At 42.4% G+C, this 22,929-nt stretch carries 15 protein-coding genes and 1 pseudogene; 11 read left to right on the forward strand and 5 right to left on the reverse strand.

All coding sequences use genetic code 11. From position 1 onward, the window contains the following. Positions 1 to 187 (reverse strand): annotated as a pseudogene (locus tag PseudUWO311_RS16140) (transposase); the annotation flags it as partial. Between the two features lie 142 nt (positions 188 to 329). Here PseudUWO311_RS16140 and PseudUWO311_RS16145 point away from each other — a divergent pair. From PseudUWO311_RS16145 to PseudUWO311_RS16150, 3 genes are read left to right on the forward strand one after another with little or no spacing between them, the layout of a single operon-like run. Then, a complete protein-coding gene (locus PseudUWO311_RS16145; RefSeq protein WP_142656275.1) occupies positions 330 to 1,205 on the forward strand; it encodes an alpha/beta hydrolase in 876 nt (291 codons plus the stop codon). A 29-nt stretch (positions 1,206 to 1,234) separates the two neighbouring features. Next, on the forward strand, positions 1,235 to 1,378 hold the full coding sequence (locus tag PseudUWO311_RS24095; RefSeq protein WP_190303531.1) for a hypothetical protein: 144 nt from the start codon (positions 1,235 to 1,237) through the stop codon (positions 1,376 to 1,378). A 33-nt stretch (positions 1,379 to 1,411) separates the two neighbouring features. Continuing rightward, positions 1,412 to 5,149, forward strand: a complete 3,738-nt coding sequence (locus PseudUWO311_RS16150) for a hydantoinase B/oxoprolinase family protein (protein WP_190303532.1) — start codon at positions 1,412 to 1,414, stop codon at positions 5,147 to 5,149. 12 nt (positions 5,150 to 5,161) lie between these two features. Here PseudUWO311_RS16150 and PseudUWO311_RS16155 read toward each other — a convergent pair whose 3' ends face one another. Beyond that, a complete protein-coding gene (locus tag PseudUWO311_RS16155) occupies positions 5,162 to 5,794 on the reverse strand; it encodes a Uma2 family endonuclease (protein WP_142656276.1) in 633 nt (210 codons plus the stop codon). A 288-nt stretch (positions 5,795 to 6,082) separates the two neighbouring features. Here PseudUWO311_RS16155 and PseudUWO311_RS16160 point away from each other — a divergent pair, with 288 nt between their 5' ends. Next, entirely contained in the window at positions 6,083 to 10,393 is a 4,311-nt protein-coding gene (locus PseudUWO311_RS16160; protein ID WP_190303533.1) for a hypothetical protein, read from the forward strand. A gap of 47 nt (positions 10,394 to 10,440) precedes the next feature. Here PseudUWO311_RS16160 and PseudUWO311_RS16165 read toward each other — a convergent pair whose 3' ends face one another. Then, on the reverse strand, positions 10,441 to 12,093 hold the full coding sequence (locus tag PseudUWO311_RS16165) for a leucine-rich repeat domain-containing protein (protein ID WP_142656278.1): 1,653 nt from the start codon (positions 12,091 to 12,093) through the stop codon (positions 10,441 to 10,443). Then, positions 12,090 to 15,350 carry a CHAT domain-containing protein gene (locus PseudUWO311_RS16170; RefSeq protein WP_142656279.1) on the reverse strand — a complete coding sequence of 1,087 codons (3,261 nt, stop codon included), beginning with the start codon at positions 15,348 to 15,350 and terminating at the stop codon, positions 12,090 to 12,092. The genes PseudUWO311_RS16165 and PseudUWO311_RS16170 overlap by 4 nt, the downstream gene beginning before the upstream one ends. 271 nt (positions 15,351 to 15,621) lie before the next feature. Here PseudUWO311_RS16170 and PseudUWO311_RS16175 point away from each other — a divergent pair, with 271 nt between their 5' ends. From PseudUWO311_RS16175 to PseudUWO311_RS16195, 5 genes are all read left to right on the forward strand, one after another. Beyond that, on the forward strand, positions 15,622 to 16,362 hold the full coding sequence (locus tag PseudUWO311_RS16175; protein ID WP_142656280.1) for a DUF4337 domain-containing protein: 741 nt from the start codon (positions 15,622 to 15,624) through the stop codon (positions 16,360 to 16,362). A 52-nt stretch (positions 16,363 to 16,414) separates the two neighbouring features. Beyond that, positions 16,415 to 16,618 carry a DUF751 family protein gene (locus PseudUWO311_RS16180; protein WP_142656281.1) on the forward strand — a complete coding sequence of 68 codons (204 nt, stop codon included), beginning with the start codon at positions 16,415 to 16,417 and terminating at the stop codon, positions 16,616 to 16,618. Positions 16,619 to 16,688: 70 nt separating this feature from the next. Beyond that, entirely contained in the window at positions 16,689 to 16,979 is a 291-nt protein-coding gene (locus PseudUWO311_RS16185) for a DUF6464 family protein (RefSeq protein WP_142656282.1), read from the forward strand. 74 nt (positions 16,980 to 17,053) lie between these two features. Continuing rightward, complete coding sequence (rbfA, locus tag PseudUWO311_RS16190) at positions 17,054 to 17,458, forward strand: 30S ribosome-binding factor RbfA (RefSeq protein ID WP_142656283.1); 405 nt, start codon at positions 17,054 to 17,056, stop codon at positions 17,456 to 17,458. A 25-nt stretch (positions 17,459 to 17,483) separates the two neighbouring features. Then, the gene (locus PseudUWO311_RS16195; protein WP_223807608.1) at positions 17,484 to 18,083 is read left to right on the forward strand and encodes a MotA/TolQ/ExbB proton channel family protein; all 600 of its coding nucleotides are present in this window, start codon (positions 17,484 to 17,486) and stop codon (positions 18,081 to 18,083) included. Between the two features lie 315 nt (positions 18,084 to 18,398). On the opposite strand, the gene PseudUWO311_RS16200 is transcribed toward PseudUWO311_RS16195, so the two are convergent. Next, entirely contained in the window at positions 18,399 to 20,309 is a 1,911-nt protein-coding gene (locus tag PseudUWO311_RS16200) for a DNA polymerase III subunit gamma/tau (RefSeq protein ID WP_142656330.1), read from the reverse strand. A gap of 109 nt (positions 20,310 to 20,418) precedes the next feature. Here PseudUWO311_RS16200 and PseudUWO311_RS16205 point away from each other — a divergent pair, with 109 nt between their 5' ends. Together PseudUWO311_RS16205 and topA are read left to right on the forward strand one after the other, a co-directional pair. Beyond that, a complete protein-coding gene (locus PseudUWO311_RS16205; RefSeq protein ID WP_142656285.1) occupies positions 20,419 to 20,619 on the forward strand; it encodes a hypothetical protein in 201 nt (66 codons plus the stop codon). Positions 20,620 to 20,656: 37 nt separating this feature from the next. Then, positions 20,657 to 22,927 carry a type I DNA topoisomerase gene (gene topA, locus PseudUWO311_RS16210; RefSeq protein WP_142656286.1) on the forward strand — a complete coding sequence of 757 codons (2,271 nt, stop codon included), beginning with the start codon at positions 20,657 to 20,659 and terminating at the stop codon, positions 22,925 to 22,927. The last annotated feature ends 2 nt before the right edge of the window (positions 22,928 to 22,929 follow it).

Below are 22,929 nucleotides of genomic sequence, written 5' to 3' on the forward strand. Positions count from 1 at the left end.
GTAGTTCTGCCTTGCGTCCTCCCCCATATTCTCGTTTTCTTTCACTACCTTCAATGAATTGCTTATATATGTAGTCTTGCCATGCTGCCTCGAAACTCGGTACTATTGCCTCGAACTCGGCAACACTTATTCCTGTCAAACTTTGTAGAATCCGAGGTTTATTTTTTAGTTTGGCGTATGACAGCATTTTCTAACTTGCAATTTTCTGAAATGCACCTATTTTAGCAACTTCTTTTGTTTATTTCCGATAAAGTCTATTGAAGCAATTCGTCAAGTTTATGAAAAAGTGCTTTGTGGTAAAATCCCTTAGCCCTGCTTAGTATCTACATATGGCTAATGAATTTAATCTTGGCGGACAGAGAGTTTACTATCATGACGAAGGAGATGAGAGTGGCTACTTTCATACCTATGATGCTTTGCAGTTAGAACGAGGCGATCAGCCCCGTAAAGTACATATTTTTCTGCCTCGCTCCTATGGCAATCATAATCGCTACCCTGTAGTTTATATGAATGATGGTAATACTACTTTCTGGGCTGGCGGATTGAGTCCTTACTCATGGGAAGTACCAATTGTCATCAGCAATTTATACCAACAACAAGAAATACAGCCTGTAATCATTGTGGCTGTTCATCCACTCAATCGTTCTTACGAATATCTTCATGTTGAAGAGTTCACAACTCCTTTCAAAAAGGAAGGTGGTGGGCTGCCAGAATATTCTAATTATATGGCGCGTTTGAAATCTTTTATCGACACTAATTACAAGACCATAAGCGATCGCAAGTCTACTACTATTCTTGGTTCGTCTCATGGTGGCTTAGCCGCTTTCTATACGGGATGTTTAAATTGCCATCTTTTTGGCAATATTGCCGCGCTCTCTCCATCATTTTGGGCGGGTGGGGTTTTTAACTTGCCTAGTTCTCCTTTAATGCAAACTGTGGATAAATATCTGCATCAAGACAACCAATTTCGTCCTAATTTGTGGATTGACTGGGGATGCAAACGTTCAGAGGGTTTCCACAATTTTGTGATTGAGCAACAGGCTGCTAGATGGGGACGTAGGATGTCTGAGCTTTTAGAGAGACAATATGGCTATGAACTTGGTAAGGATCTGTTTAAATATGAGGATAAGAAGGGCGGTCATGATGAGAGAGCATGGTCTTATCGTTTGGGATTAGTACTCAAGCAATTTTATAAAACCATGTAGAGAATTTCTGTGAAATGCTATAAATACTGATGGCTGATGTTACGTGGATGGAATCATCATCTCTTATCCCTCAGGCTATCGTGTATACGGTAGGGGCGGGTTTAGTTGATAATTCTGTGATGAAGCAAGAGCTATCTGCAAAACCCGCCCCTACTTTAGAAACTTCCACGTAACGTCAGTGATGAGAATTGAATGTTGAGATTAAAATGAGTGATAGTTCAGTAGAAGTGATCCAAGACAACAATAAATGGCAATTCTGGATCGATCGCGGCGGTACATTTACCGATATTGTCGCGCAGATGCCTGATGGTGCGATTGTATTGCATAAACTGCTTTCTGAAAATCCCGATCGCTATATTGATGCCCCGATTCAAGGAATTCGCGATATTCTTGGTCTTGCGCTGTCTGAGCCTATTCCAGTAGCTGAGATTACGGCTATCAAAATGGGAACAACTGTGGCGACTAATGCACTTTTAGAACGAAAAGGCGATCGCACAGTTTTATTAATTACGAAAGGATTTCGGGATGCTTTACGAATTGGTTATCAGAACCGCCCGAATATTTTTGCAAGGCATATTATTTTGCCTGAGATGCTTTATGAACAGGTGATTGAGGTTGAGGAACGTTATAGTGCGCATGGAGAAGTTCTCATTGCGTTAGATGAGGAATTGGCTTTAAGAGAATTACAGAAAATCTATAATTTAGGGATTAGGGCTTGCGCGATCGCATTAATGCATAGTTATCGATATCCCGACCATGAGCGGCGCTTGGCTAAACTAGCAAAACAAGTTGGATTTACACAAGTTTCCGTATCTCACGAAATTAGTTCCTTAATTAAATTTATAAGTCGAGGTGATACAACCGTAGTCGATGCCTATCTATCGCCAATTCTCAGACGCTATGTAGATCGAGTTAGTGCTGAGCTTGGTAATCTCGACAATAATTCCACAAAGCTAATGTTTATGCAGTCCAATGGCGGACTCATCGACGCAAACTCTTTTCAAGGTAAAAACAGCATTCTCTCTGGCCCCGCAGGTGGGATTGTCGGAGCAGTTCAAACCAGTCTAAAAGCAGGTTTTGATAAAATTATCAGCTTTGATATGGGCGGAACTTCGACAGATGTCGCCCATTACGCAGGTAGCTATGAGCGATCGCTATCTACAGAAGTCGCTGGGGTGAGACTTAGCACGCCAATGATGGCGATTCATACGGTGGCGGCAGGTGGTGGCTCGTTATTGTTTTTTGATGGTGCAAGATATCGTGTTGGGCCCGAATCAGCAGGAGCTTTTCCTGGCCCCGCTTGTTATCGCAATGGCGGTGCGTTGGCGGTGACTGATTGTAATGTGATGTTAGGGAAGTTACAGCCCGATTTCTTCCCAAAAGTATTTGGGAAAGACGGAGATTTGCCTCTTGAGCGCGAAATCGTAATTCAAAAGTTTACAGAGTTAGCGGAATCGATTGGTCAAGCCACAGGTCAACAAGTTTTACCCGAAGCAGTCGCTCAAGGGTTTCTGGAGATTGCTGTCGAAAAAATGGCGATGGCGATTAAAAAGATATCGGTGCAGCGTGGTTACGATGTTACTGAATATGTGTTGTGTTGTTTTGGTGGAGCGGGTGGACAACATGCCTGTGCGATCGCAGATGTCTTGGGAATGACACAAGTTTTTATTCATCCTTACGCGGGAGTATTGTCAGCCTATGGGATTGGTTTGGCAGATGTTCGGACAATTCGCGATCGCTCGGTCGAGTCAGAGCTTAGTTTAGATTTGCTTGCAGAATTAGAAATGTTAGCTCTAGAGCTAAGCGAGGAGGCGAAAAATGAGATTTTACATGGTGCTAGTGATCAGGATTTGCAAATCGAGACAGCTTTACGTTTGCGCTACGCAGGTACTGATTCGTCACTAACTATTGCGATCGCTGATCCTTTGAGTTTCTATTCTCAAGAAATTTTAAACTTTTTGCAAACTAGTTTTGCTGCTTTACATAAAGAGCGTTATGGATTTGTGTTTTCAGATAAAGCGTTGATCGTTGAGGCGATTGCAGTAGAGATGATTATGAAAATGCCGAAGGCGTTTAAGGAAAAAGGAAAAAGAAAAAAAGAAAAAGTTGGGGAGGCTGCTGCGATCGCCTCTGCGCGGGTGTATATGGGTGGGCAGTGGATGGAAACGCCTATATATAAGCGGGAGGATTTGCGGGTGGGCGATCGCATTGTTGGGGCGGCGTTGATTATTGATGCGACGGGGACTAATGCGATCGAGCCAAATTGGGAAGCGGAATTGACGGATGATGATTGTTTGATATTGAGGCGTACCCCCATAGCCCCCCTTGAAAGGGGGGGAGAAGAATTTCTTCAAGTCCCCCTTCCCAAGGGGGATTCAGGGGGTTCTCCTGATCCTATTAAGCTGGAGATTTTTAATAATCTCTTCCAATCGATCGCAGAACAGATGGGTTTTACGCTGCAAAACACTAGCGCTAGCGTTAATATCCGCGAGCGATTAGATTTTTCTTGCGCGATCTTTGATCGGGCGGGTGAGCTAGTTGCCAATGCGCCGCATATTCCTGTGCATCTTGGCTCGATGGGCGAGAGTGTCATTGCTTTAATACGCGATCGCGGCGATCGCATATTTCTTGGTGATGTTTTTGCTACTAATAATCCTTACAACGGCGGTACACATTTGCCCGATATCACGGTAATTACACCTGTTTTTATTGGAGCTAGTGAAATGCCTACTTTCTTTGTCGCCTCACGGGGACATCATGCCGATATTGGTGGAATTACCCCTGGTTCGATGCCTTCAAATAGTACAAGTATTGAAGAGGAAGGCATCTTATTTGATAATTTTCAGCTTGTGGAAAGTGGACACTTTTGTGAAGTTGAGACTCTGGCTCTACTGACTTCTAGCCAATATCCTGCACGTAATCCTGCTCAAAATATTGCTGACTTACAAGCTCAAATTGCAGCGAATGCTTGTGGTGCAAAAGAACTTCAGCGGATGGTTGCCCATTATGGTGTCGCAACTGCTCAATCCTATATGGGGCATGTACGGGATAATGCCGAGCTTGCCATTCGTAAAGCGATCGCAAGTTTAGGAAAGGAAAAAGGAAAAGGGAAAAAGGAAAAATATGAACAGAAGTTCGTTTATCCGATTGATAATGGTAGCCAGATTGTGGTGTCGGTTAGTTTGAATACTGAGGATAGAACCGCAAAGATTGACTTTACGGGGACTTCGGCGCAACTTCTGAATAATTTCAATGCACCGATTGCTGTTTGTAAGGCAGTTGTATTATATGTTTTTCGGACTCTTGTTGATGATGATATTCCGCTTAATGCTGGTTGCCTTGTCCCTCTAGAAATAATTGTGCCTGAAGGTTCGATGCTCAATCCTATATATCCTGCGGCGGTGGTGGCGGGAAATGTCGAAACTTCGCAGGCGATCGCAAATGCTCTATATGGAGCGCTTGGTGTGATGGCAGCCTCGCAAGGCACGATGAATAACTTTACTTTTGGTAGCGATCGCTATCAGTACTATGAAACGATTTGCGGTGGATCTGGAGCGGGAATTGATTTTGATGGAACTGATGCGATCCAAACTCATATGACTAATTCGCGATTGACAGATCCCGAAATTTTGGAATGGCGATTTCCAGTTCTTTTAGAAGAGTTTGCAATCAGAGCGAACAGTGGTGGCAATGGAAGGCATCAGGGTGGAAATGGCGTAAATCGTCGTATTAAGTTTCTCGAACCAATGACAGCAGCGATTTTGTCTAGTAGTCGAGTCATTCCTCCCTTTGGTCTAAATGGTGGGGAATCAGGAGCAACTGGTCGGAATTATGTGATTAGGAATAATGGAGAAATCACCGATTTACCAAGTACTGCCACAGTGCAAATGGAAGTAGGTGATACCTTTGTGATTGAAACTCCTAGTGGTGGTGGTTATGGATAATCGCTAATTGTTCTAACTAGCGATTCCTGTCTGTAATGTTTTAAGAACTACTGACATATCGTTTCGCAAAATTGCATTTACATTTAGCCACAAACCCTCAAATTCTCGACTACGAATAATTCCTGAATTATCAGGTTCTAAATTCTGATATTCGCCATTTTCTAAAATAAACCAATCGATTTGACGATCTAATGTCCGCCAGACAATGTATTCTTTTACGCCATTGCGTTCGTAGATACGTTTTTTGCTGTATAAGTCATAGGATACAGTACTGGCGGCAATTTCGGCGATGAGTTCAGGCGCTCCAGTAATGTAGCCATCAGCATCGATTTGAGCATTGCCACCAATACGGAATAAAACGGCATCGGGTTGAGGTTCGTTGTCATCATCAAGGCGGACTGTGGGTTCGACACCAACTTCTAGCGCAGTCACCATTGATTGATAAGTAACTAACCAGCCAATGATTTGACTATGGGGTTTACCATGAGATGTAAAGCGTAAGGGCAAAGCCACATGTACAATTCCTTCGATTAGTTCTGCTTTTTTGATATTAGATGCAGTATAGCGCCGCTCAAATTCTTCTCGACCGAGCCGATCGCCATTTTCGAGAATAGTTACTGGTGATTGAGAGTTCGCAATAACCATAGCTGTTTAGAGATGATGCTTGTACATATTTTAACAGGAAATATCTGATGATGAGCCTTGTTCCACTCAATTCGCCATTAAGTCTTTTACAGCAATTATCGATCAAACGAACCACAAGATATTTTTTGAAAGTTTTGCTTCGCAAAACTTTCAAAAAATATCTCGGTTTGGGTTTGAGTGCCAAGCACTATAGGCATACTAATAATTTTTTGGTACTTAGCATTTGGTAATTTTCAACTGAACATATAATGAATGCGATCTCTGAATTTTGACTTGGAGCGATTGCCCATGCCAGCTGAACCAGTGCAGTATTTACGCCTAGATCTGGAAATTTCATTGCCATATAGCGTTGTTCTTCAAGGACTTGAGGTTTGGTTTGAGTGGGGATTAATTTCTGAAATAGATTTTAAATGGCGTAATAATCGAAGTTCGGCAAATCGGCTGACGATCGTGGCATTTCAAAATGATCAGATTCTCCAAGGGCTGGACTTATTCCTTGAGCTTGGCTTAATTACTCAAAAGTCAGTCAAGCTAATTGGTGAAACTCGCTTTGTTTGTGAAATCAAAGCAACAGCGGCTGAGTCAGTACTTTCCAGATTGACCGCTAATAGTTTTGAAAATTCAGAAACAACTTTGCTTCCAGCGAATATTTCTGGCTCTAGATTGCCGCGATCTCGTGTTGTTGAAATACCCGCAAAAGTCAAAGCCCCACAAGAGCCAAGCAAAGTTGCGCAAACAGTGCGATCGCTGCTTTCTGAATTCAGCACCATGTGGTTGCTATTTTTAGGTGTGTTTCTGGTTGTGGTTTCATCGGGGTTACTCGCCGCTAGTCAATGGGATAATTTTTCGCCACAAATACAATATTTATTGCTGCTTGCCTATACCCTCGGCTTTTTTGGCGTGGGTTTCTGGACAAGCAAAAACGATCGCTTACGGATGACCACTCGTGCTTTGCAATTAGTGACATTGCTACTAGTGCCAGCTAATTTCTGGGCAATGGATGGCTTAGGCTTACTTAAAAATCCTGCGGGAATTGGGCTCAGTGCGATCGCAGGATGTTTACTTTCAGCGATCGCTGTTTTTCTATTAGAAACATCTTTTGTCTTTCGAGAAGCTCAGATTTTATCTGAAGATTCGTCAACTAATAAGCCGCGAAAACGTACAAAAAGGCAACTTAGCCAAATCTCAATTTTGGCAATTTTATTTCTGGGTTGGCTACATCTTGGCTGGTTCTTATCACCATACTATCCATTAATCGCCGTCTACCTAGGCATCATTGCTATTGCCATCTCCACCTTTCTCAATCGCCGCCAAAGTTTAAATACTGCTGACAGTTCGACATTTCCACTTGCGCTGATTACTGGTGCTTATAGTACCGTATTACTAATTAGTCGGGCGCTTTTATTTGGGAATGTTTCCGTTTTTAAATTAGGCTTAGCTTTTGGAGTTTGCGGCTGGGTTTTAGTCCAAATTACTAACAAAGCCGAAAAGTTGCGATCGCCTTCAGGGTCATCTTCTGAAGCATCAAGTTTAACCACAACAAATCCATCAGCGATTAAATTTCAGTCTAATCTCGGTCAAATCCTCCTCGGTTTAGGTTGGCTGGTATCGGTTTGGGACAAATACCCTTGGCAGACTTTTACGATTAGTTTATTGATTGCATGGATGCTGTGCGATCGCTTAGTTAAACGCGAAGAATCGAGTGATTTAACTTACTTATTCTTTTGGGGATTACAAATTCTTTGGTTAGTTCAAAGGCTAATTCCTGATGCTTGGAAAGGGAATTTCACTCAGCAATTATTAACTTTATTCCAAACTCAAGCTGAAATAAATTTGGTTGGAATTTTATTATTTCCCTATTTGATTATCACTTTAGTGATCTCTGCAATTTATCGCGATCGCCAAAAGCATCACTTAGCAAATACGGGTGAATTACTAGCTTTAGGATTTGGAGTTTTACTGACCATTCTTAGCGTTGGCTATCCGTCCACTATATTTGTTAATTTATCACTTTCCGCAGTCACACTATTCATCGTCCAAGCAAGGCGATCGCCTACTAGCAAAGACTTGCATAGTCTGGTTTATTTCACCCATATCGTTACTCTCAGTGCGATCGTCTCTGGCATATACTTCTTCACTCGTTCCACAGCTATCTTTGCATGGGCTGGGTTTCTCTTAGTCACGATGTTAGTTGAATGGAGTGGTGTTTTGGTGATTGGGAAGCTGAGCCTGCGTCCCCAAGAAGAAAATCTTCACCTACAAGCATGGCGTGATAGCGCATGGCATATCGGCGCAAGTTTAGCAGCGCTCAGCTATATCTTGCTGTGGAGTTCTTCTGTGGCAGGACGAAATCTTGTTGGTAACAATTTAGTTAACAACAGCGAATTATTAGTTGCCTCAGGCTACTGGGGTATAGCTTGGCTATCTGTTCCAATCTCTCTCACTTTTTTAGGGTCTTGGCGCGAATTTACCGATCGCGATTTGGCGATTAAACTGAGCATTGCTGGACTAGCGATCGCCCAGTTTTTAACATGGAATGGCGATGGTTCACGGGTGATTGGATTGGGTATTGCCTTTGCTCTGATGCTGGTTAATACTCGTCGCAGCAAATCGCTCCTGACCACCTTTAATACAGTTGGTTATGGATTACTGTTTATCGCTTCGTTACTCTGGCAATTCAAATTTGGAGATGGATATGTTGCTCAGTTAACCTTTGGAATTAATGGAGCAGTTGTCAGCGTCTTACTTTTATATGTTCTCAATCATTGGCTCAAATACCGCCGCGATCGCCATGTTGCTAACCTCAATTTACCTTTAAATCAATCCTATTCCCAAGCTTTTGATATCTGGGCAGCGATTCTCTCCACGGCATTACTGCTTCTGCAAACATCTCAAGCAGCACTTGTTTTTGGCTTTAATCAAAACGATCAATTATTTGTCAATCTTTTACCCAGTACGGTTTTAGTCACTTTAGGACTAGTTTATAGGATTTGGCAGGATACAGGCAAATCACCTTTTTGGACAGAATGGGGAATCGCATGGAGTGTTGAACTTCTCACATCAGGCGCAGTTGTGATCAGCAATGGCTCAGCAATTGAGCTAGCGATCGCCAATATTGCGCTTGGATTCGTAACGCAGCTATGCGGCGATTGGTGGATGAAACGCACAGGCAAAGATGAATATCCCCGCAGTTGGGATATCATTCCCTTAATTTATGGGGTGATGGGTTCGTTATTAAGGATTGGCAACTTTAGCAGTCTCACAGGTTTATTTTCACTGAGTACATCACTGATTGGCATCGGCATCGGACGCAGATCTTCTCAATCTAATCCTGTTTTCAAAGCGCTCACCTATCTCTCGATGGTCGTAGCCACATTCTCTGCTTACGAACTGCTTTTCTATCAAATGCTGTCTAGTCCTCAAGGTGGGAGCCTTGGCGATGGTTTAGTTGTTCTCGCGGTATTAGGTTGCGCGATCGCCTATGCCTACAAGCTATTCGCTAACTGGATCGCGCCATATTTAAGGCTCTCATATAGAGAGATTGGCATTTCCGCGCATTTACATTGGACTGCAAGCGCAATCTTTCTATTATTAGGAAGCTTCTTAAATCCTGCCACAACTAGCGGTGTGCTCGGCGGCGGTGTTGCGATCGCATTGGCTGCCTATGCGATCGCGCAGGGCAAGAGATCCCCACTAGCCCCCCTTGTAAAGGGGGGAATGGATTCAGGTTACATTTATAAAGGGGATTTAGGGGGATCAGAACTTTGGATTTATACAGGTATAACTACTGCGATCGGCGCGATCGCCTATTTCATTTTCTTCGCATTCCCAAATCCTTGGTTGATTAATAACGTGATTCAACCCTACGCCGCCGTGATCGCCTGTATTATTGCGGCGATTCTCTATCAGCCACCTTGGGAAGAATGGGGCTGGGAAGAACGACCTTGGCATAATTCCGCTTTCGCATTGCCATTGATTTTTACGTTTATGACTCAAAGTGCGATCGCGATACCATGTCTAGTCATCGTCGGAATTTTCTATGCTATCTATGCCAAAGTCCAAGACCAAATCCGCGCCACTTACATCACTGTTTTTCTATGGGATTGGGCGATTTTTCAGAATATATCCCAGAGTCTCAATGAATTTTCTAGCTTCAAATTTTTGATCAATATTTGTGTGATTGGCTTCACTGGACTATATTTTGCTCAAGTCGAACCAAACCTGCAATCGCCTCGTACTAAAGATCTACGCCATGCTTTTAGAAGTCTTTTAAGTGGTGGCATGGGACTAATTGCCTTTGTTTATTCCTTTACTAATCCCAGTATTGCGCTCTCAACTTGGGGATTAAGTGCTGCCTTCATCATTGCAGGGCTGGCATTTCGAGTCCGAGCCTATCTATTTATGGGAACGTTCACTTTTATTTTGCTAGTGATCTCCCAAGCCGTAACTTTAGTCACCCAATATTCTTTCCTGATGTGGGCGCTTGGTATCTTTGCGGGGATTGGGTTTATTCTGGTTGCCGCTAATTTTGAAGTGCGACGCGATCGCATTCTGGCGCTATTTCGTAATGTTGCGATCGAGTTGGAAGCATGGGAATAGAATCAGAAATGACTCAGCCAAACGCTCGCCTCTCATCACAACAAGTACTAATTTAATGGGTTTGGAAGAGAAGCAGGTGCTAAAAAATCACAAATAGATTCTGGCTGAATTGGGCAAGGTTGTTGGCTAATTCGATTGCCTTGAAGACTAACTTTAGTTAATTTAGTTAATCTTGATAGGGGCTTAATATCTTGGATTCTATTGCCACTTAAATCAAGTTCAATTAGATTGGTTAAATCTACTAGAGGCGTAATTTCAACAATTTCGTTTCCTAAAAGATTAAGGAATTTTAATTTAGCCAAACTTGATATTGGCTTAATATTACTAACTTGATTTTTACTAATACTAAGATGGTTGAGATTAGTCAAACTGGCTAGGGGATTTATATCACTAATTTGATTGTCATTGAGTTCTAAAAGAGTCAAATTAGTCAAACTAGATAAAGGTTTAATATTTCCAATTTGATTGCTAATTAGACCAAGTTCAGATAATTTAGTTAAACTAGATAAAGGTTTTAAATCACTTATCTCATTATTATACAGATATAGCTTATTCAATCCAATCAAACTAGACAAAGGCTGCAAATCACTAATTTGATTATTGGAGAGATAGAGTGTGTTCAAATTAATAATATTAGCTAGAGGCTTGATATTACTGATTTTATTACTAGATAGCCAAAGCTCTGTTAGACTATACAATTTTTCTAGAGGTCTAATATCATTAACTTGGTTATCAAAAAGAGTTAGTGACCTGAGAGTAAATAAACCTGATAGTGGATTAATATTACTAATTTTATTTTGATGCAGTTCGAGTCTATATAAACCAGGCATACTTGCTAGAGCTTGAATATCACTGATTTGATTATTGGAGAGATAGAGTGAGATCAAATTAGTCAAGCTTGATAAAGACTTAATATTGCTAATTCGATTTTCAGAGAGAGAAAGAAGCGTCAAGCTTTTCAAATCCTGTAAAGAGTTAATATCACTAATTTGGTTTTGGTGAAGTTCAAGTCTAGATAAACGATTTAAACTTGCTAAGGGTTTAATATTACTGATCTGATTACCGTAGAGCCAAAGTACTTTTAAATTAATTAGACCTGCTATCGGCTTGATATCCTTGATCTGATTTTTAGACAACGATAACACGCTCAAATTCTTCAACTTCTGTAAAGGCTGAACATTAGTGATGCTATTGCCATGCAGATTGAGTATGATTAGTTTAGTCAAATTTTTAAGCGGTTCAATATTACTAATGCGATTGCTATTCAAATTAATCTCATTTAAAGCAACTAAATTTTCTAGAGCTTTAATATCTTTAATTTGATTACTTGATAAATAGACTCCAGTTAGTTTTTTCAAACTAGCTATTGGTTGAATATCGCTAATTTGATTGTTGTCAAGACCCAGCTTCGTTAAATTTTTCAAACTAGCGATCGGTCTAATATCGCTGATCTGATTCTTTTCGAGCTTAAGTTCAGAAAGACTATTGAGATTTTTATCAGCCGCTTTGCAGTCTTGAGTACCAGACTTTTTTAGTAGTACATCAATTGTATTTTTAGTTTCAGGAGAGAGTGATTTTTTTTGCAAGCACCATTGTTCAAAGCTTAGATTTTCGGTCGAAACTGCTTCTGCATTTAGGCTGTGGACAAATAAAAGGAAAGTTGCGGCTGAAAAAATCCCAAAGATTAAAAATAATTTCATTGTTGCAAACCATTACTAATTAAAATGAATGCTGACCAATAGAAGGGATGCGAGAAATTTTTAGAGCGAATTGTCGCGATTTGCGCTTGTCGTAAAGACTCAGCCTTAGAGCGATCGCCTTGCTTGACATCATTATAAAATGCTTGCATTAACGCTTGCGTCCCCTCATCACTTACTTGCCAGAGAGATGCGATCGCTGCTTTTGCACCAGCCCGTTGCACTTGATAACCAAATCCCAAAATTTCAATGCCATTACCTAATTTCCCGACTCCAGTTTGGCAAGCGCTGAGAACGATCAAGTCAACATTGGACATTGGTAAATCCTTCATTTCACTGAGCAAAATCTTATCGCCATTACCAAAAATCAAGAATGAATCTTCGGGTTTACCAGAGTTAAACTCGGCATGAGTCGCTAAGTGTACAATATTTTTATTTTGCATTTGGGTTTCAGTAGCTTTGCGACTGAAATCGTTTGCCACTAGTTTTGTCGTATCAGGCAAAGCATCAGAAATAGATTGAACTTCGGTAACTGTAGCGGGCAGAGCAACCTGTCCAAACTTAGTAGTATTTTGAGCACCGCCAAATGCTCCCGCTAAGATACGAAGTTGCCTTTGTGGCTTTTGTGTAAAGTCACTGAGACTATAAGCAATTAAGTTGTTAACGCGGTACTTCTCAACCAGCCATTGTTTGCCATCATAGAGTGCAGCAATTGGGATATAGCGTAGGAGTCCATCAGGGGCATAGAGAATGGTATTCGTATTTGCAAGGTCGGCTTCGATAGGCTTGATTAGCAAATTATAGAGTTTAGTTGCAGGTTCAATCACATCCAACGAGTCAGTGTCGCGTAGCCCTGCTTTAAAATCTATAACTAGTTGGTTGATCTCTACTTCTTTAATCGCCACAGATCGATGAATTGGTGGTTTGTTAGGTATAAATAAAATCAGTTCTATGCGATCACTTAAAAGCAGTGGATAGAGCAAAGCATGACCTTGAGGTAGTTTTTGCAAATAGTCAGGGACGCGATTGAGTTCTGCGGGTGCCATTTGAAGCAATTGTTGGACGATCTTTTGATTCCCATCTACCAATGGTTTAATAGAATTTATCGGCTGAGCCGTAATTAATTGAACTTGTGAACTTTCTTCAGGAAATAGATATATGCCTTGGGCAGTTCGCTCATTCCCCTTGACGTTTAGTAAGTAGTCTTGGAGTTCCTGTACTTTCAGCAAATCCAAAACCTGTAATGCTTCCATTACTCGTCCTTTTTCCAATAAAAGAGCAGCTAGGACACGATAGTTAGCAGCAACAGTCTGTTGATAGGATCTTTGCTGCTCTAAAGACAGTGCACGCAGTTCTTTGCGGATGGATTCAGTCAAATTAACTGATTGTTTGTAGAAGGCGATCGCTAGTTCAGGATATTGTCGCCTGATCAACAAGCCCAAATTCCCGACTAACTTACTTTCTCGGTTGCGATCGCCAACTTCACGAGCATAGGGGATTGAGTCTTGAAAAGCCTGAAAAGCCTTATCATTCTGATCTGACAAGGTATAGGTTAAACCAAGACTATAAAGAGCAGAACCAATACCAGCCTGATCGCCGATGGCTCGATATATATCTAATGCCTGTTGATGGGAGGCGATCGCTTGAGCCGCTTGATTTAGCTCCGAATATATAGAGCCTAACTGTGAAAGCATTGAGGCTTCATAAGCACGATTGCCCGATTGTTTAAAAAACTCCAATAAACTCAATGTGGATTTTAATTGGGCTTGGGGATCTTTTGAAGATGGATTGGTTCTTAATGCCGCAATTAAGAATTGCTGCATTTTTTGGATTTGGGGGACGCTTGTAATTGATTTAGGCAATTTTTTAAAAAGTTCTAATACTTTCTCAGGCTCCCCCAATTGAGAATAAACCGCTCCTGTAAACATTAATGCTACTCCTTCACCAGTGACATCACCTAGCGATTGATAGATTGATCTGGCTTCTTGAAGTGTATTAAGGGCTTTTGGATATTGACTAAGTGAAGTGTAGAGGCTCCCTTGACCAACGAGAATACTCGCGAGAGTATTGCGATCGCTGGGTTTAGCATTAGCAGTATTAGTCAGATCTCGATAAATAGTACTCGCTTGTTCAAAGAGAACCAAAGCTTCGCGATTCTGTCCTTGAGCAAGACGGACTTCAGCAATATTTTTTAAATTGCGTCCTTCCCCAGCGCGATCTCCTAGTTGTTGATAGACTTTTTCAGCTTGGAGATAGATTTCGATTGCTTTAGGGAATTCGGTGAGATTACGATAGGATTGGGCAACAGCGTTGAGCTGCTCAGCTTCGCGAGGTCGATCGCCTGCCTTTCGCACCAATTCTAAAGCTTTAAGATTTAGCTGCAATACTTTGGTATATTCAAATGATATGTTTAAAATATTTGCTTCCAGATTCAGAGCACTTGCCTCTCCTAAAAAATTGCCAAGCTGCTGATATGCGATCGAGCTTTGCCGAGTCATCGCCAAAGATTTATCCTTTTGACCGAGTAACCCATAGGCTGAAGCTAAATAGAAGAGATTTTGTGCTTCTGCGGCGCGATTTCCCTCAGCACGACTAAGTTCTAGAGCAGGTTCAAAATACTGGAGCGATTTTTGGAAATCAAATTTCTTTACAAAAATAATTCCGATCGTGGCAAGGGTTTTTCCCTCACGATAGCTATCTTTTACTCTTTTGCGAATTGCTAATGACTCCTCCAGCAATGGCAGAGCTTTAGCATATTGTTCTAGACCTATATAAGCCTTGCCCAATTGATATCGAGTTTCACCTTCCGCCTTCAGAAAAAGCTTCTTATCCGCAGATGTTGAACTTGCCTGCTGTGACTGTTGAATCGCGAGTGCTTGCTGCAAATTTTCTAGAGATTGGGCTTCTTGCCATAGTCCAATCTGTGCTGAGCCAATCCCAGTTAAGGCAATTGACTCACCAAGGCGATCGCCTCGGCTACGATGATTAATTAAAGCTTGTTGGTAATGCTTTAAAGATTCTTGAAAATTACCCTGATCAAAAAGTTTTTCGGCTTTTTGTAAAAGCACATCCGCTGATGTAGAAGTTGGTTCGGAAGATATATTTTTAGGTCGATCAATAGATTCAATCGTGATTATTTTAGTGGGGATATCCTTCAAAGCATTGGAATAGGAAGGCTTGATGCCAACTTCTGATATAGCCAGCATCATCCCTAAAACAAGTGAGCGTGATAGGCGAGCGCTGATAATTTTTTTTGGCATAGATTTTTCCTGTAATGTAAATTTCTGCTTCACAATTTCGCTAAGTACCTACTTAAGAATTTTTTGGGATCTCCTACTAGAAAGGGGATCGGGGGAATCCCTTAAAGCTTTATCACGACAGATTTTATTTCTTAAATAGTTTCTAGAACTAGATCACCCATCACGTTGTCATATAATCTAACAGCTGAATAAGATATACGGTGAATTGCACTTCGTATCTTAACTGTCCTAATTTAGCAAATATTTTTACAGAAAGACACAGCCAAAAGTTATGGAAATATCTGATATCTCTGAGATTATTGAGGAAAACAACGAAGATGAACCTAAAGAATTAGGAGATCAAGACAGCTCTCAAAAGCAAAATGATTCGCCAAAAGAGCAAAAAAACAAAAATAAGAATCAGCTTAATAATTACGTGGCGATCACAGTAGTTTTGTTTGTTACCTTTATGGGCGTATGCAAAGTTAAAAGTGACAATGTAGTCCAAGCCATGCAAAAAGCTCAAGCCGATCGCATTGATACATGGGCATTTTATCAAGCTCGAAATGTTCGCGCGGAAATTGCCAAATCGACAGTTGCTCAATTAAAGTTACAAGCTCTGGCGACACAGCAGACCAAAGCCCTTGCTGAGTACAGTAAAGAAATTGCCAAGTATGAAGCGATCGCTGCTAAACAAGATAAAGAAAAAGACAAACTACAGCAGCAAGCCTTAGATACTGAAAAACTCTACGAGCAGTTGAATGTCCATGATGACCAGTTTGACTTGTCAGAAGCTGCGTTTGCCCTTGCGATCGCCTTGCTAGCAATGACATCTCTCACCCAAAAAGGTTGGCTTTATGGTGCAGCTATGGTTCCTGCCGCTTTCGGTTTGTTTATGGGGCTAGCTGGTCTATTAAACTGGGATTATCATCCTGAAGCTTTGACAAAATATTTGTCAGAAAATACTACTTACAAAGCCGAGCACAAAATCTCGACCTTGCCTTACCCACAGCTAAAAAGCTCAAATCCATAGACATAAAAGGTTCTGAGCGAATTTTTTACTAATGTATTAAACTAACTAAACAATGAAAAACTTTATCCAAAACCTGCTGCGATACCCCAAATTCCTCGCCCTAATCACCGGTGGCGTTCTCTCTGTAGTGATTGCGCCAATTATTCCTTTATTCAACAATCCTCTGACTGCGATCGCTATGATTTCAGCAATCATTAGTGGTTTTATTGGTGTATCACTAGTATTAAGAGCTATGCTAGGACTAGACATCGCTTAGTGAATCTTGACGCAGATTTGATTTGAGCTTCAACTTCGCCACATGTTGAACTATCACCATGTTAAGCATTATGTTAGATATCATTATCATCTTATTAGTGGGTGTAGCGCCACCAATCCTATCCCTGTGGGTGCTTCACCGTACTCAAGCTCATTATCGGCAAATAAATTCGGCGGCGATCTCCACGCCTATATCCTTAAAGCTCAAAGCACCAGTACCAGCCGAGATGACCTGCATTGATGGATTTGGTTATGTGATTGGCAAAGTCAGCTGCAAATATAATGCGCGATCGCCTTACATTCGCTGTGCGGTCAACCCCTGTGGTCCCTGTCAGGATTGTCGGTATTACGACAGCCTATGATATAAAGTCCATCCGAGATGGACTTTATATCAAAAAGTTCAAAACTTAAAGTTTATTGTGATAAGTACAAATCTATGGCTACTACAAGACGAGTTGCTCGTGTTGCTGAATTAATTAAGCGAGAAGTCAGTAACATGTTGCTTAAAGATATTAAAGATGATCGCGTGGGCATGGGTATGGTTAGTGTTACCGATGCCGAGCTATCAGGCGATCTCCAACATGTAAAAATCTTTGTCAGTATATATGGTACTGAAGAAGCTAGAGCGCAAACTATGGAGGCTCTCGCTTCAGCCACTGGCTTTATCAAGCGCGAAGTTGGGCAACGGTTATCATTACGGCGCGTTCCCGAAGTTGTCTTCCATGAAGATCGATCCTTTGAACGTGGTGTCAAAGTGCTGTCGCTAATTAATCAACTAAGTCGAGAACGCGAAGAACGAGAGTCAACCGCAGAAGAAAAGGAGTCCAATTCAAGTGATTGAGTTGTTCAAGGCGGGGGGACTAGTTATGTACCCACTCACGGCACTATCAGTATTTGCGTTGGCTGGGATCATGGAGCGGCTAATTTTTTGGTTTGCCATCATCAAGCAAGAACGAAAAACTGCCGAAAACATTTTGGCGATCGCTCGCCAAGACCTGAAACTAGCAGCAGTGGCAGCGGAGCAATCCTTAAAGGTTCCTGTGGCAAGGTTTCTCTATGCTCCCTTAGCCCTAGAGGAGCCAGACCCTGAACTATTTCGGCTGGCGCTTGAAAGTACTGCCGACGAAGAATTAACAGAAATGCTCAAGGGTGAAAAGCTGCTCGAAGCAGTGATTACGATCGCGCCTTTATTGGGGCTACTAGGAACTGTAATAGGGTTAATCAGTTCCTTTTATTCTCTCAAAATTGGTGATGTTGCGGCTAATACGAAGTCGGGATCACTAACCGAAGGTATTGCAGAGGCACTAATTACAACTGCGACAGGTTTAATTATTGCCATTTTTGCTTCGGCATTTCATCGCCTATTCCTTGCACTGCAAGATCAGCAAACCAAGCTATTCATGAAGGTTGGCAATCAATTAGAGCTAATCTACCGCAAGCAATGTCAACACAAGTTATCCAAGTAAAAAGGTAAAAGTAAAAAGTAAAAATGGTAAAGAATCGTAATTGTTCACTTTGGCGCAGTTAACGTCTCTATATATAGCAATGTAAGTTTTGCTTAGGACAAAAAACCAAAAGACGAATGGCGGTGCTTCGCGCCGCCATTCGTCTTTTGGTTTTTGATTTGTCCTAGCTATCTCTTACGTTGCTATAGATGTTATACCAAAACACAAAATGGCTACACCATTTTGTGTTTTTAAAACCTTTACAGGGTTTGGGTTTTAATTCACAGAAGTGTTGCCACACTTTTAAGAATTGGTATTACTTGAACCTAGAGCTAGCTACTGCTCATCGGCTTCTTCATCAAGATCAACAATCTGTCCATTAAACAAATCTGCCAAATTTTTGATCACCCTATCATCTTCCGACATCCCAACATAACCTTTGTGTTGGCTCTGAGGTGGGTTAACAGGGTTAGGCGGCGCAATGTTTATTTGTGGAACTGTCGATGGAGGTGTAGCTGGAGTATTGGAAACTGAAGGTGGGATTGGATTTTGGTAAGTGACTGGCGGCGGTGCGATCGCAGGACTAACAGGAAGTGGAGCCGCAACTTTTACTGTTTCAGCTTGTGGAGGTGTAGACACAAATGAAAACATCACCTTAATCGGGCGCTGCAAATGTTTGGCAAAAACTTCTTCTAGTTCTGGGCGCTTCTGAACCACGATATTTTTTGTGGTTTCATCACGCTTCCCAGCTAAGCCGATTTTGACACTACTACTATCGATCGTAAGAATATGAGCCTGTATCTGGATAAAAACCCATTTTGTAGGTGTTGGCAACATTGACAAAATGCTTTGCCACATCTGCTCTAAATCATATCCAACTGAAGCAAAGTTCTCAATATCATCACTTCCAGATGATATCGGCGTTTCAATAGCAGGTAGGGGGGATATTGAAGGTGCAGAGGGTTCAGCCACTTTCAACGTTTGAGGGATTGGCGGTGATTCTTGTATTGGAATTGATAGAGCTTGAGGTGGAGCTTGTACAGCAGGATTTGTTTTCGGTGGTTGGGTGGCAACTTGCGGAGTTGCAGGGGTCCGCAATGGAATAAATGGTTGTGCCGAAGAAGGGAGTGGTGATTGTGGCTGAGCGATCGCACCCTGTGCTGATGGCAGTAAACCCATGAGTGTAACTTCTAGCCATAGGCGAGGCTGAGTGGTGTTACGGATTTGCAATTCTGCCGATCGCAAATGTTGTTGACCTAGCAAAATATTAGGAATGGGTAAACTTTGAGCTAGTTGACTCAGCCTTTCCCAACCAGAACTAGTCATGGCAACGAGGTCACTGCGATCGCTGGCTGTTTTCGCAATTAATAGATCTCGATATACATTCGCTAAGTTCTGCAAAACGATCAAGGGTTCTCGACCCCGATCCATAATTCGTCGCACATAATCAATTAGTTGAATGGAATGATCGGCTGCGATCGCTTCGATCAATGATAGTAAATCCTGTTCAGGAACTGAACCTACTAAATCCCATACTGCTTCAACTGTGATCTCTCCATCCAATAGACTCAATTGATCGAGTAGAGATTCTGCATCACGTAATCCACCCTGAGCAATCTGAGCAACTAAAGTTAGTGCTTCAATATGAATATTAATATTCTCATTTGCAGCAATCTTCCCTAAATGCTTGACCATCGCATCAAGTGGAATCCGCCGAAAGTCAAATCGCTGACATCGCGAAATAATCGTTGGTAATACGCGCTGTGGATCGGTAGTTGCAAGAATAAAAGTAACGCGATCGGGAGGCTCTTCAAGGGTTTTTAGCAGTGCGTTAAACGCTGCTGTGCTGAGCATATGACATTCGTCAATAATATAAACCTTAAATCTTGCCTTAACTGGCGCAAACTGGGCGCGTTCGATTAATTCTCGAATATTATCAACACCAGTATTACTTGCCGCATCAATTTCGGTAATATCCAGCGCATTACCATTAGCGATGCTGTGGCATAGTTCACACTTGCCACAAGGGTTGGGAGTAGGTTGGTCAGAGCTTAGGCAATTGAGCGACTTTGCCATGATTCGCGCACTGGACGTTTTGCCTGTACCTCTTGCGCCTGTAAATAGGTATGCGGGTGCGATACGCTTAGTGTTTAAGGCATTGCTAAGAGTATGCGCGATCGCCTCTTGCCCAACGAGGTCAGCAAAGATTTGCGGTCGATATTTGTGGTGTAGTGGCTCATAGCCCATAGGAACACGATGATGCTCAAGCACTGCTGGTCAAATATATCATTCACCAGTATAGCGATTACTCTTAGTTTTATATAGATGACGCTTCGCGTCATCCCAGATTCAATCTATGGCTCTGTCGATGTTTGATGGATTAGCGAAGTATCCGATGACTTTAAAGGCAAAGGATCGTCCTGTTAATTCGATCCTAGTGGAGTCGCAAGGCAAAATCATTGAATCTAATGTTACCGATCGAGATGCAGCCAATATCAGTAGGGCTGTCGCCATGTTGAATGCACAGCAAACCAAACCTCTTGAAAATCAGAAATAAGTCCGTTTGGCGATAAAGTTTACACAGGTATAAAAATATGAAAAAGCTATTACTCGTTGAATCTCCATCCAAATGCAAAACCATCCAAGCCATCCTTGGCAGTGAATGGCAAGTGGAAGCTTCTTTTGGTCACTTTACGGAACTGGCTAAAGATGGTGAAGATAGTTTGGGCTTTACCATGCACAAAGATACCAACAAAATTGAATGCCGTTATCAATTGACGGAAGGTAAGGGTCAACAGGTAGTCACCAAATTACGGGCGGCGGTGAAGAATGCTTCAGAAGTGGTGCTGGCTACCGATGGCGATCGCGAGGGTGAGGGGATTGCATGGCATTTACAACAGCAACTCCATCTTCGTAATCCTAAACGGGCTGTTTATAACCAGATTACGCCTACGGCAGTTAAAGCGGCGATCGCCAATGCTCATCAGTTAGATTTGAACTTGATTTCCGCGCAACGTGCTAGACAATGCTTGGACAGGTTGATTGGGTTTAAGGTTTCACCACTTGTGCGTCGTACTAGCGGCGGTAGCTCGGCTGGGCGGGTGCAGTCGGTGGCTTTGCATATCGTCTGTCAGAGGGAACGCGAGATTAATACCTTTGTGCCGATTACTTACTGGTCGGTATGGACAGAATATGCTGAAGGGTTCACAGCTTTCTATGCGGGTAGCAGTGAGATTGAGCCTGTGCTTGACGATAACGATGTCACCGATGATGCGGCGGAAGTGAATGCGGAATCTACGGTTGAGTCAAAACGGGTTTTGTCGGAAGCGGAAGCTACCAGAATTATTCAAGTAGCCCGTAATCATCCCCATGTTGTTCGCGAAGCTTCGGGTGTCACTGCTCAAAAATCCCCGTTGCCGCCTTTTATTACCAGTTCACTCCAGCAAGCTGCCTCGGTAAGATTAGGGCTATCGCCTGAAGAGACGATGAAGGTGGCTCAAGAGTTGTTTGAGGGTGTCGATTTGCCCCAAGGTCGCAAGGGTTTGATTACCTATCACCGCACTGATAGCACTAGTCTCGCTCCTGAGTTTTGTGCGGAGGTGAAGGAATGGCTATCAAAACACGATCCTGATAATGTGCCCAAGAAAACTACTCGTCATCGCGAACAGGCGAATGCTCAATCCGCCCATGAAGCGATTCGTCCTACCTATTTGAGTATTACGCCGAAAACGGTGAGAGACCATCTCAGTGCGAAACAACATCAACTGTATGAGTTAATCTGGCGCAGAGCCGTGGCTTCTCAATGTGCGAATGCTTTGATTCAGAAAAGTCGGGTGATTATTCAGGCAGGTTCGACGCTTTGGCAGACTAGGGGTAGTATTCTCACCTTTGCGGGTTATACGCGCTATTGGAATGATTTGAGTAAGGATAAACATATTCCTGCGTTAACGAGCGGTCAGACCTTGGCTTTGGCAAATGCGGGGTTTACGCAGAAACAAACTCAACCTCCTGCTAGGTATAGCGAGGCAAAGTTGGTACAGGTGCTAGAGCGTCAGGGTGTGGGTAGACCGAGTACGTTTGCAGCGATCGTCAAGACGCTTAAGGATAGAACCTATGTGTTACTCAAGGGTAAGGTTCTCGAACCTACGGCTTTGGGAATGTCTACGGATGATGTGTTGCATAAAACTTTTCCCGATTTGCTCAGAGCCGATTTCACCGCAGGGATGGAGACGACTTTGGATGAAATCTCGGTGGGTAAGTTGGAATGGCAAAGCTATTTGATTGGTTGGCATCAGTCCTATTTTCAGCCAATGTTGGCGCGGGCTTATACAAATCTCGGTGCGGATTTACAGCCAAGCGATCGTAAAAATGAGCTTTCGGATGTGGCTTGTCCTACTTGTAACCATCCGCTCAGTAAGATTCCTTCTAAGAAGGTGAGTGGTGGGCATTTTCTCAAGTGCGAGCATGGCTGTGAGAATCTGGTCATGTTTTGGAGCGATCGCCGTAATCAGTGGGAGATTCCTCAACCGAAGGGCGAGAATGCAGTGACGGCGGAGGTTACTAGTTTTGCTTGTCCAGTCTGTGGTAAGCCTTTGGCTAAGTTTCCCTATACTAAGGAAGGTGTGAATAAGGTGATGTTGAAGTGTGCGGATGTTCAGGCGCGTCAACGCAAGGATCATGCGGATGTGGTCTTTTTCTGGTCTTCTCAGGAGAAGTGGTGGTCGAAGAAGTTTGGCGATCTTGATGAGGCGGCTAAGCCGAATTTGGGTAAGGTTGCTACTGGGAAAGAAAAGAAAGCTGCTCAGGGGAAGCCAAAGCGATCTAGTAAAGTGGCTAAGCCTAGTCCTAAAAAGCGAGACGCTTGAAT

The organism is Pseudanabaena sp. UWO311 (genome assembly GCF_006937785.1).
Taxonomy (GTDB): domain Bacteria; phylum Cyanobacteriota; class Cyanobacteriia; order Pseudanabaenales; family Pseudanabaenaceae; genus Pseudanabaena.

What these genes read in the sequence shown, in the direction of transcription:
- PseudUWO311_RS16150 (WP_190303532.1), top strand. Translation starts at nt 1,412, where the DNA reads ATGAGTGATAGTTCAGTAGAAGTGATCCAAGACAACAATAAATGGCAA.
- PseudUWO311_RS24095 (WP_190303531.1), top strand. Translation starts at nt 1,235, where the DNA reads ATGGCTGATGTTACGTGGATGGAATCATCATCTCTTATCCCTCAGGCT.
- PseudUWO311_RS16165 (WP_142656278.1), bottom strand. Translation starts at nt 12,093, where the DNA reads ATGAAATTATTTTTAATCTTTGGGATTTTTTCAGCCGCAACTTTCCTT.
- PseudUWO311_RS16185 (WP_142656282.1), top strand. Translation starts at nt 16,689, where the DNA reads ATGTTAGATATCATTATCATCTTATTAGTGGGTGTAGCGCCACCAATC.
- PseudUWO311_RS16155 (WP_142656276.1), bottom strand. Translation starts at nt 5,794, where the DNA reads ATGGTTATTGCGAACTCTCAATCACCAGTAACTATTCTCGAAAATGGC.
- topA (WP_142656286.1), top strand. Translation starts at nt 20,657, where the DNA reads ATGAAAAAGCTATTACTCGTTGAATCTCCATCCAAATGCAAAACCATC.
- PseudUWO311_RS16175 (WP_142656280.1), top strand. Translation starts at nt 15,622, where the DNA reads ATGGAAATATCTGATATCTCTGAGATTATTGAGGAAAACAACGAAGAT.
- PseudUWO311_RS16180 (WP_142656281.1), top strand. Translation starts at nt 16,415, where the DNA reads ATGAAAAACTTTATCCAAAACCTGCTGCGATACCCCAAATTCCTCGCC.
- PseudUWO311_RS16170 (WP_142656279.1), bottom strand. Translation starts at nt 15,350, where the DNA reads ATGCCAAAAAAAATTATCAGCGCTCGCCTATCACGCTCACTTGTTTTA.
- PseudUWO311_RS16200 (WP_142656330.1), bottom strand. Translation starts at nt 20,309, where the DNA reads ATGGGCTATGAGCCACTACACCACAAATATCGACCGCAAATCTTTGCT.
- PseudUWO311_RS16160 (WP_190303533.1), top strand. Translation starts at nt 6,083, where the DNA reads ATGCCAGCTGAACCAGTGCAGTATTTACGCCTAGATCTGGAAATTTCA.
- PseudUWO311_RS16145 (WP_142656275.1), top strand. Translation starts at nt 330, where the DNA reads ATGGCTAATGAATTTAATCTTGGCGGACAGAGAGTTTACTATCATGAC.
- PseudUWO311_RS16205 (WP_142656285.1), top strand. Translation starts at nt 20,419, where the DNA reads ATGGCTCTGTCGATGTTTGATGGATTAGCGAAGTATCCGATGACTTTA.
- rbfA (WP_142656283.1), top strand. Translation starts at nt 17,054, where the DNA reads ATGGCTACTACAAGACGAGTTGCTCGTGTTGCTGAATTAATTAAGCGA.
- PseudUWO311_RS16195 (WP_223807608.1), top strand. Translation starts at nt 17,484, where the DNA reads ATGTACCCACTCACGGCACTATCAGTATTTGCGTTGGCTGGGATCATG.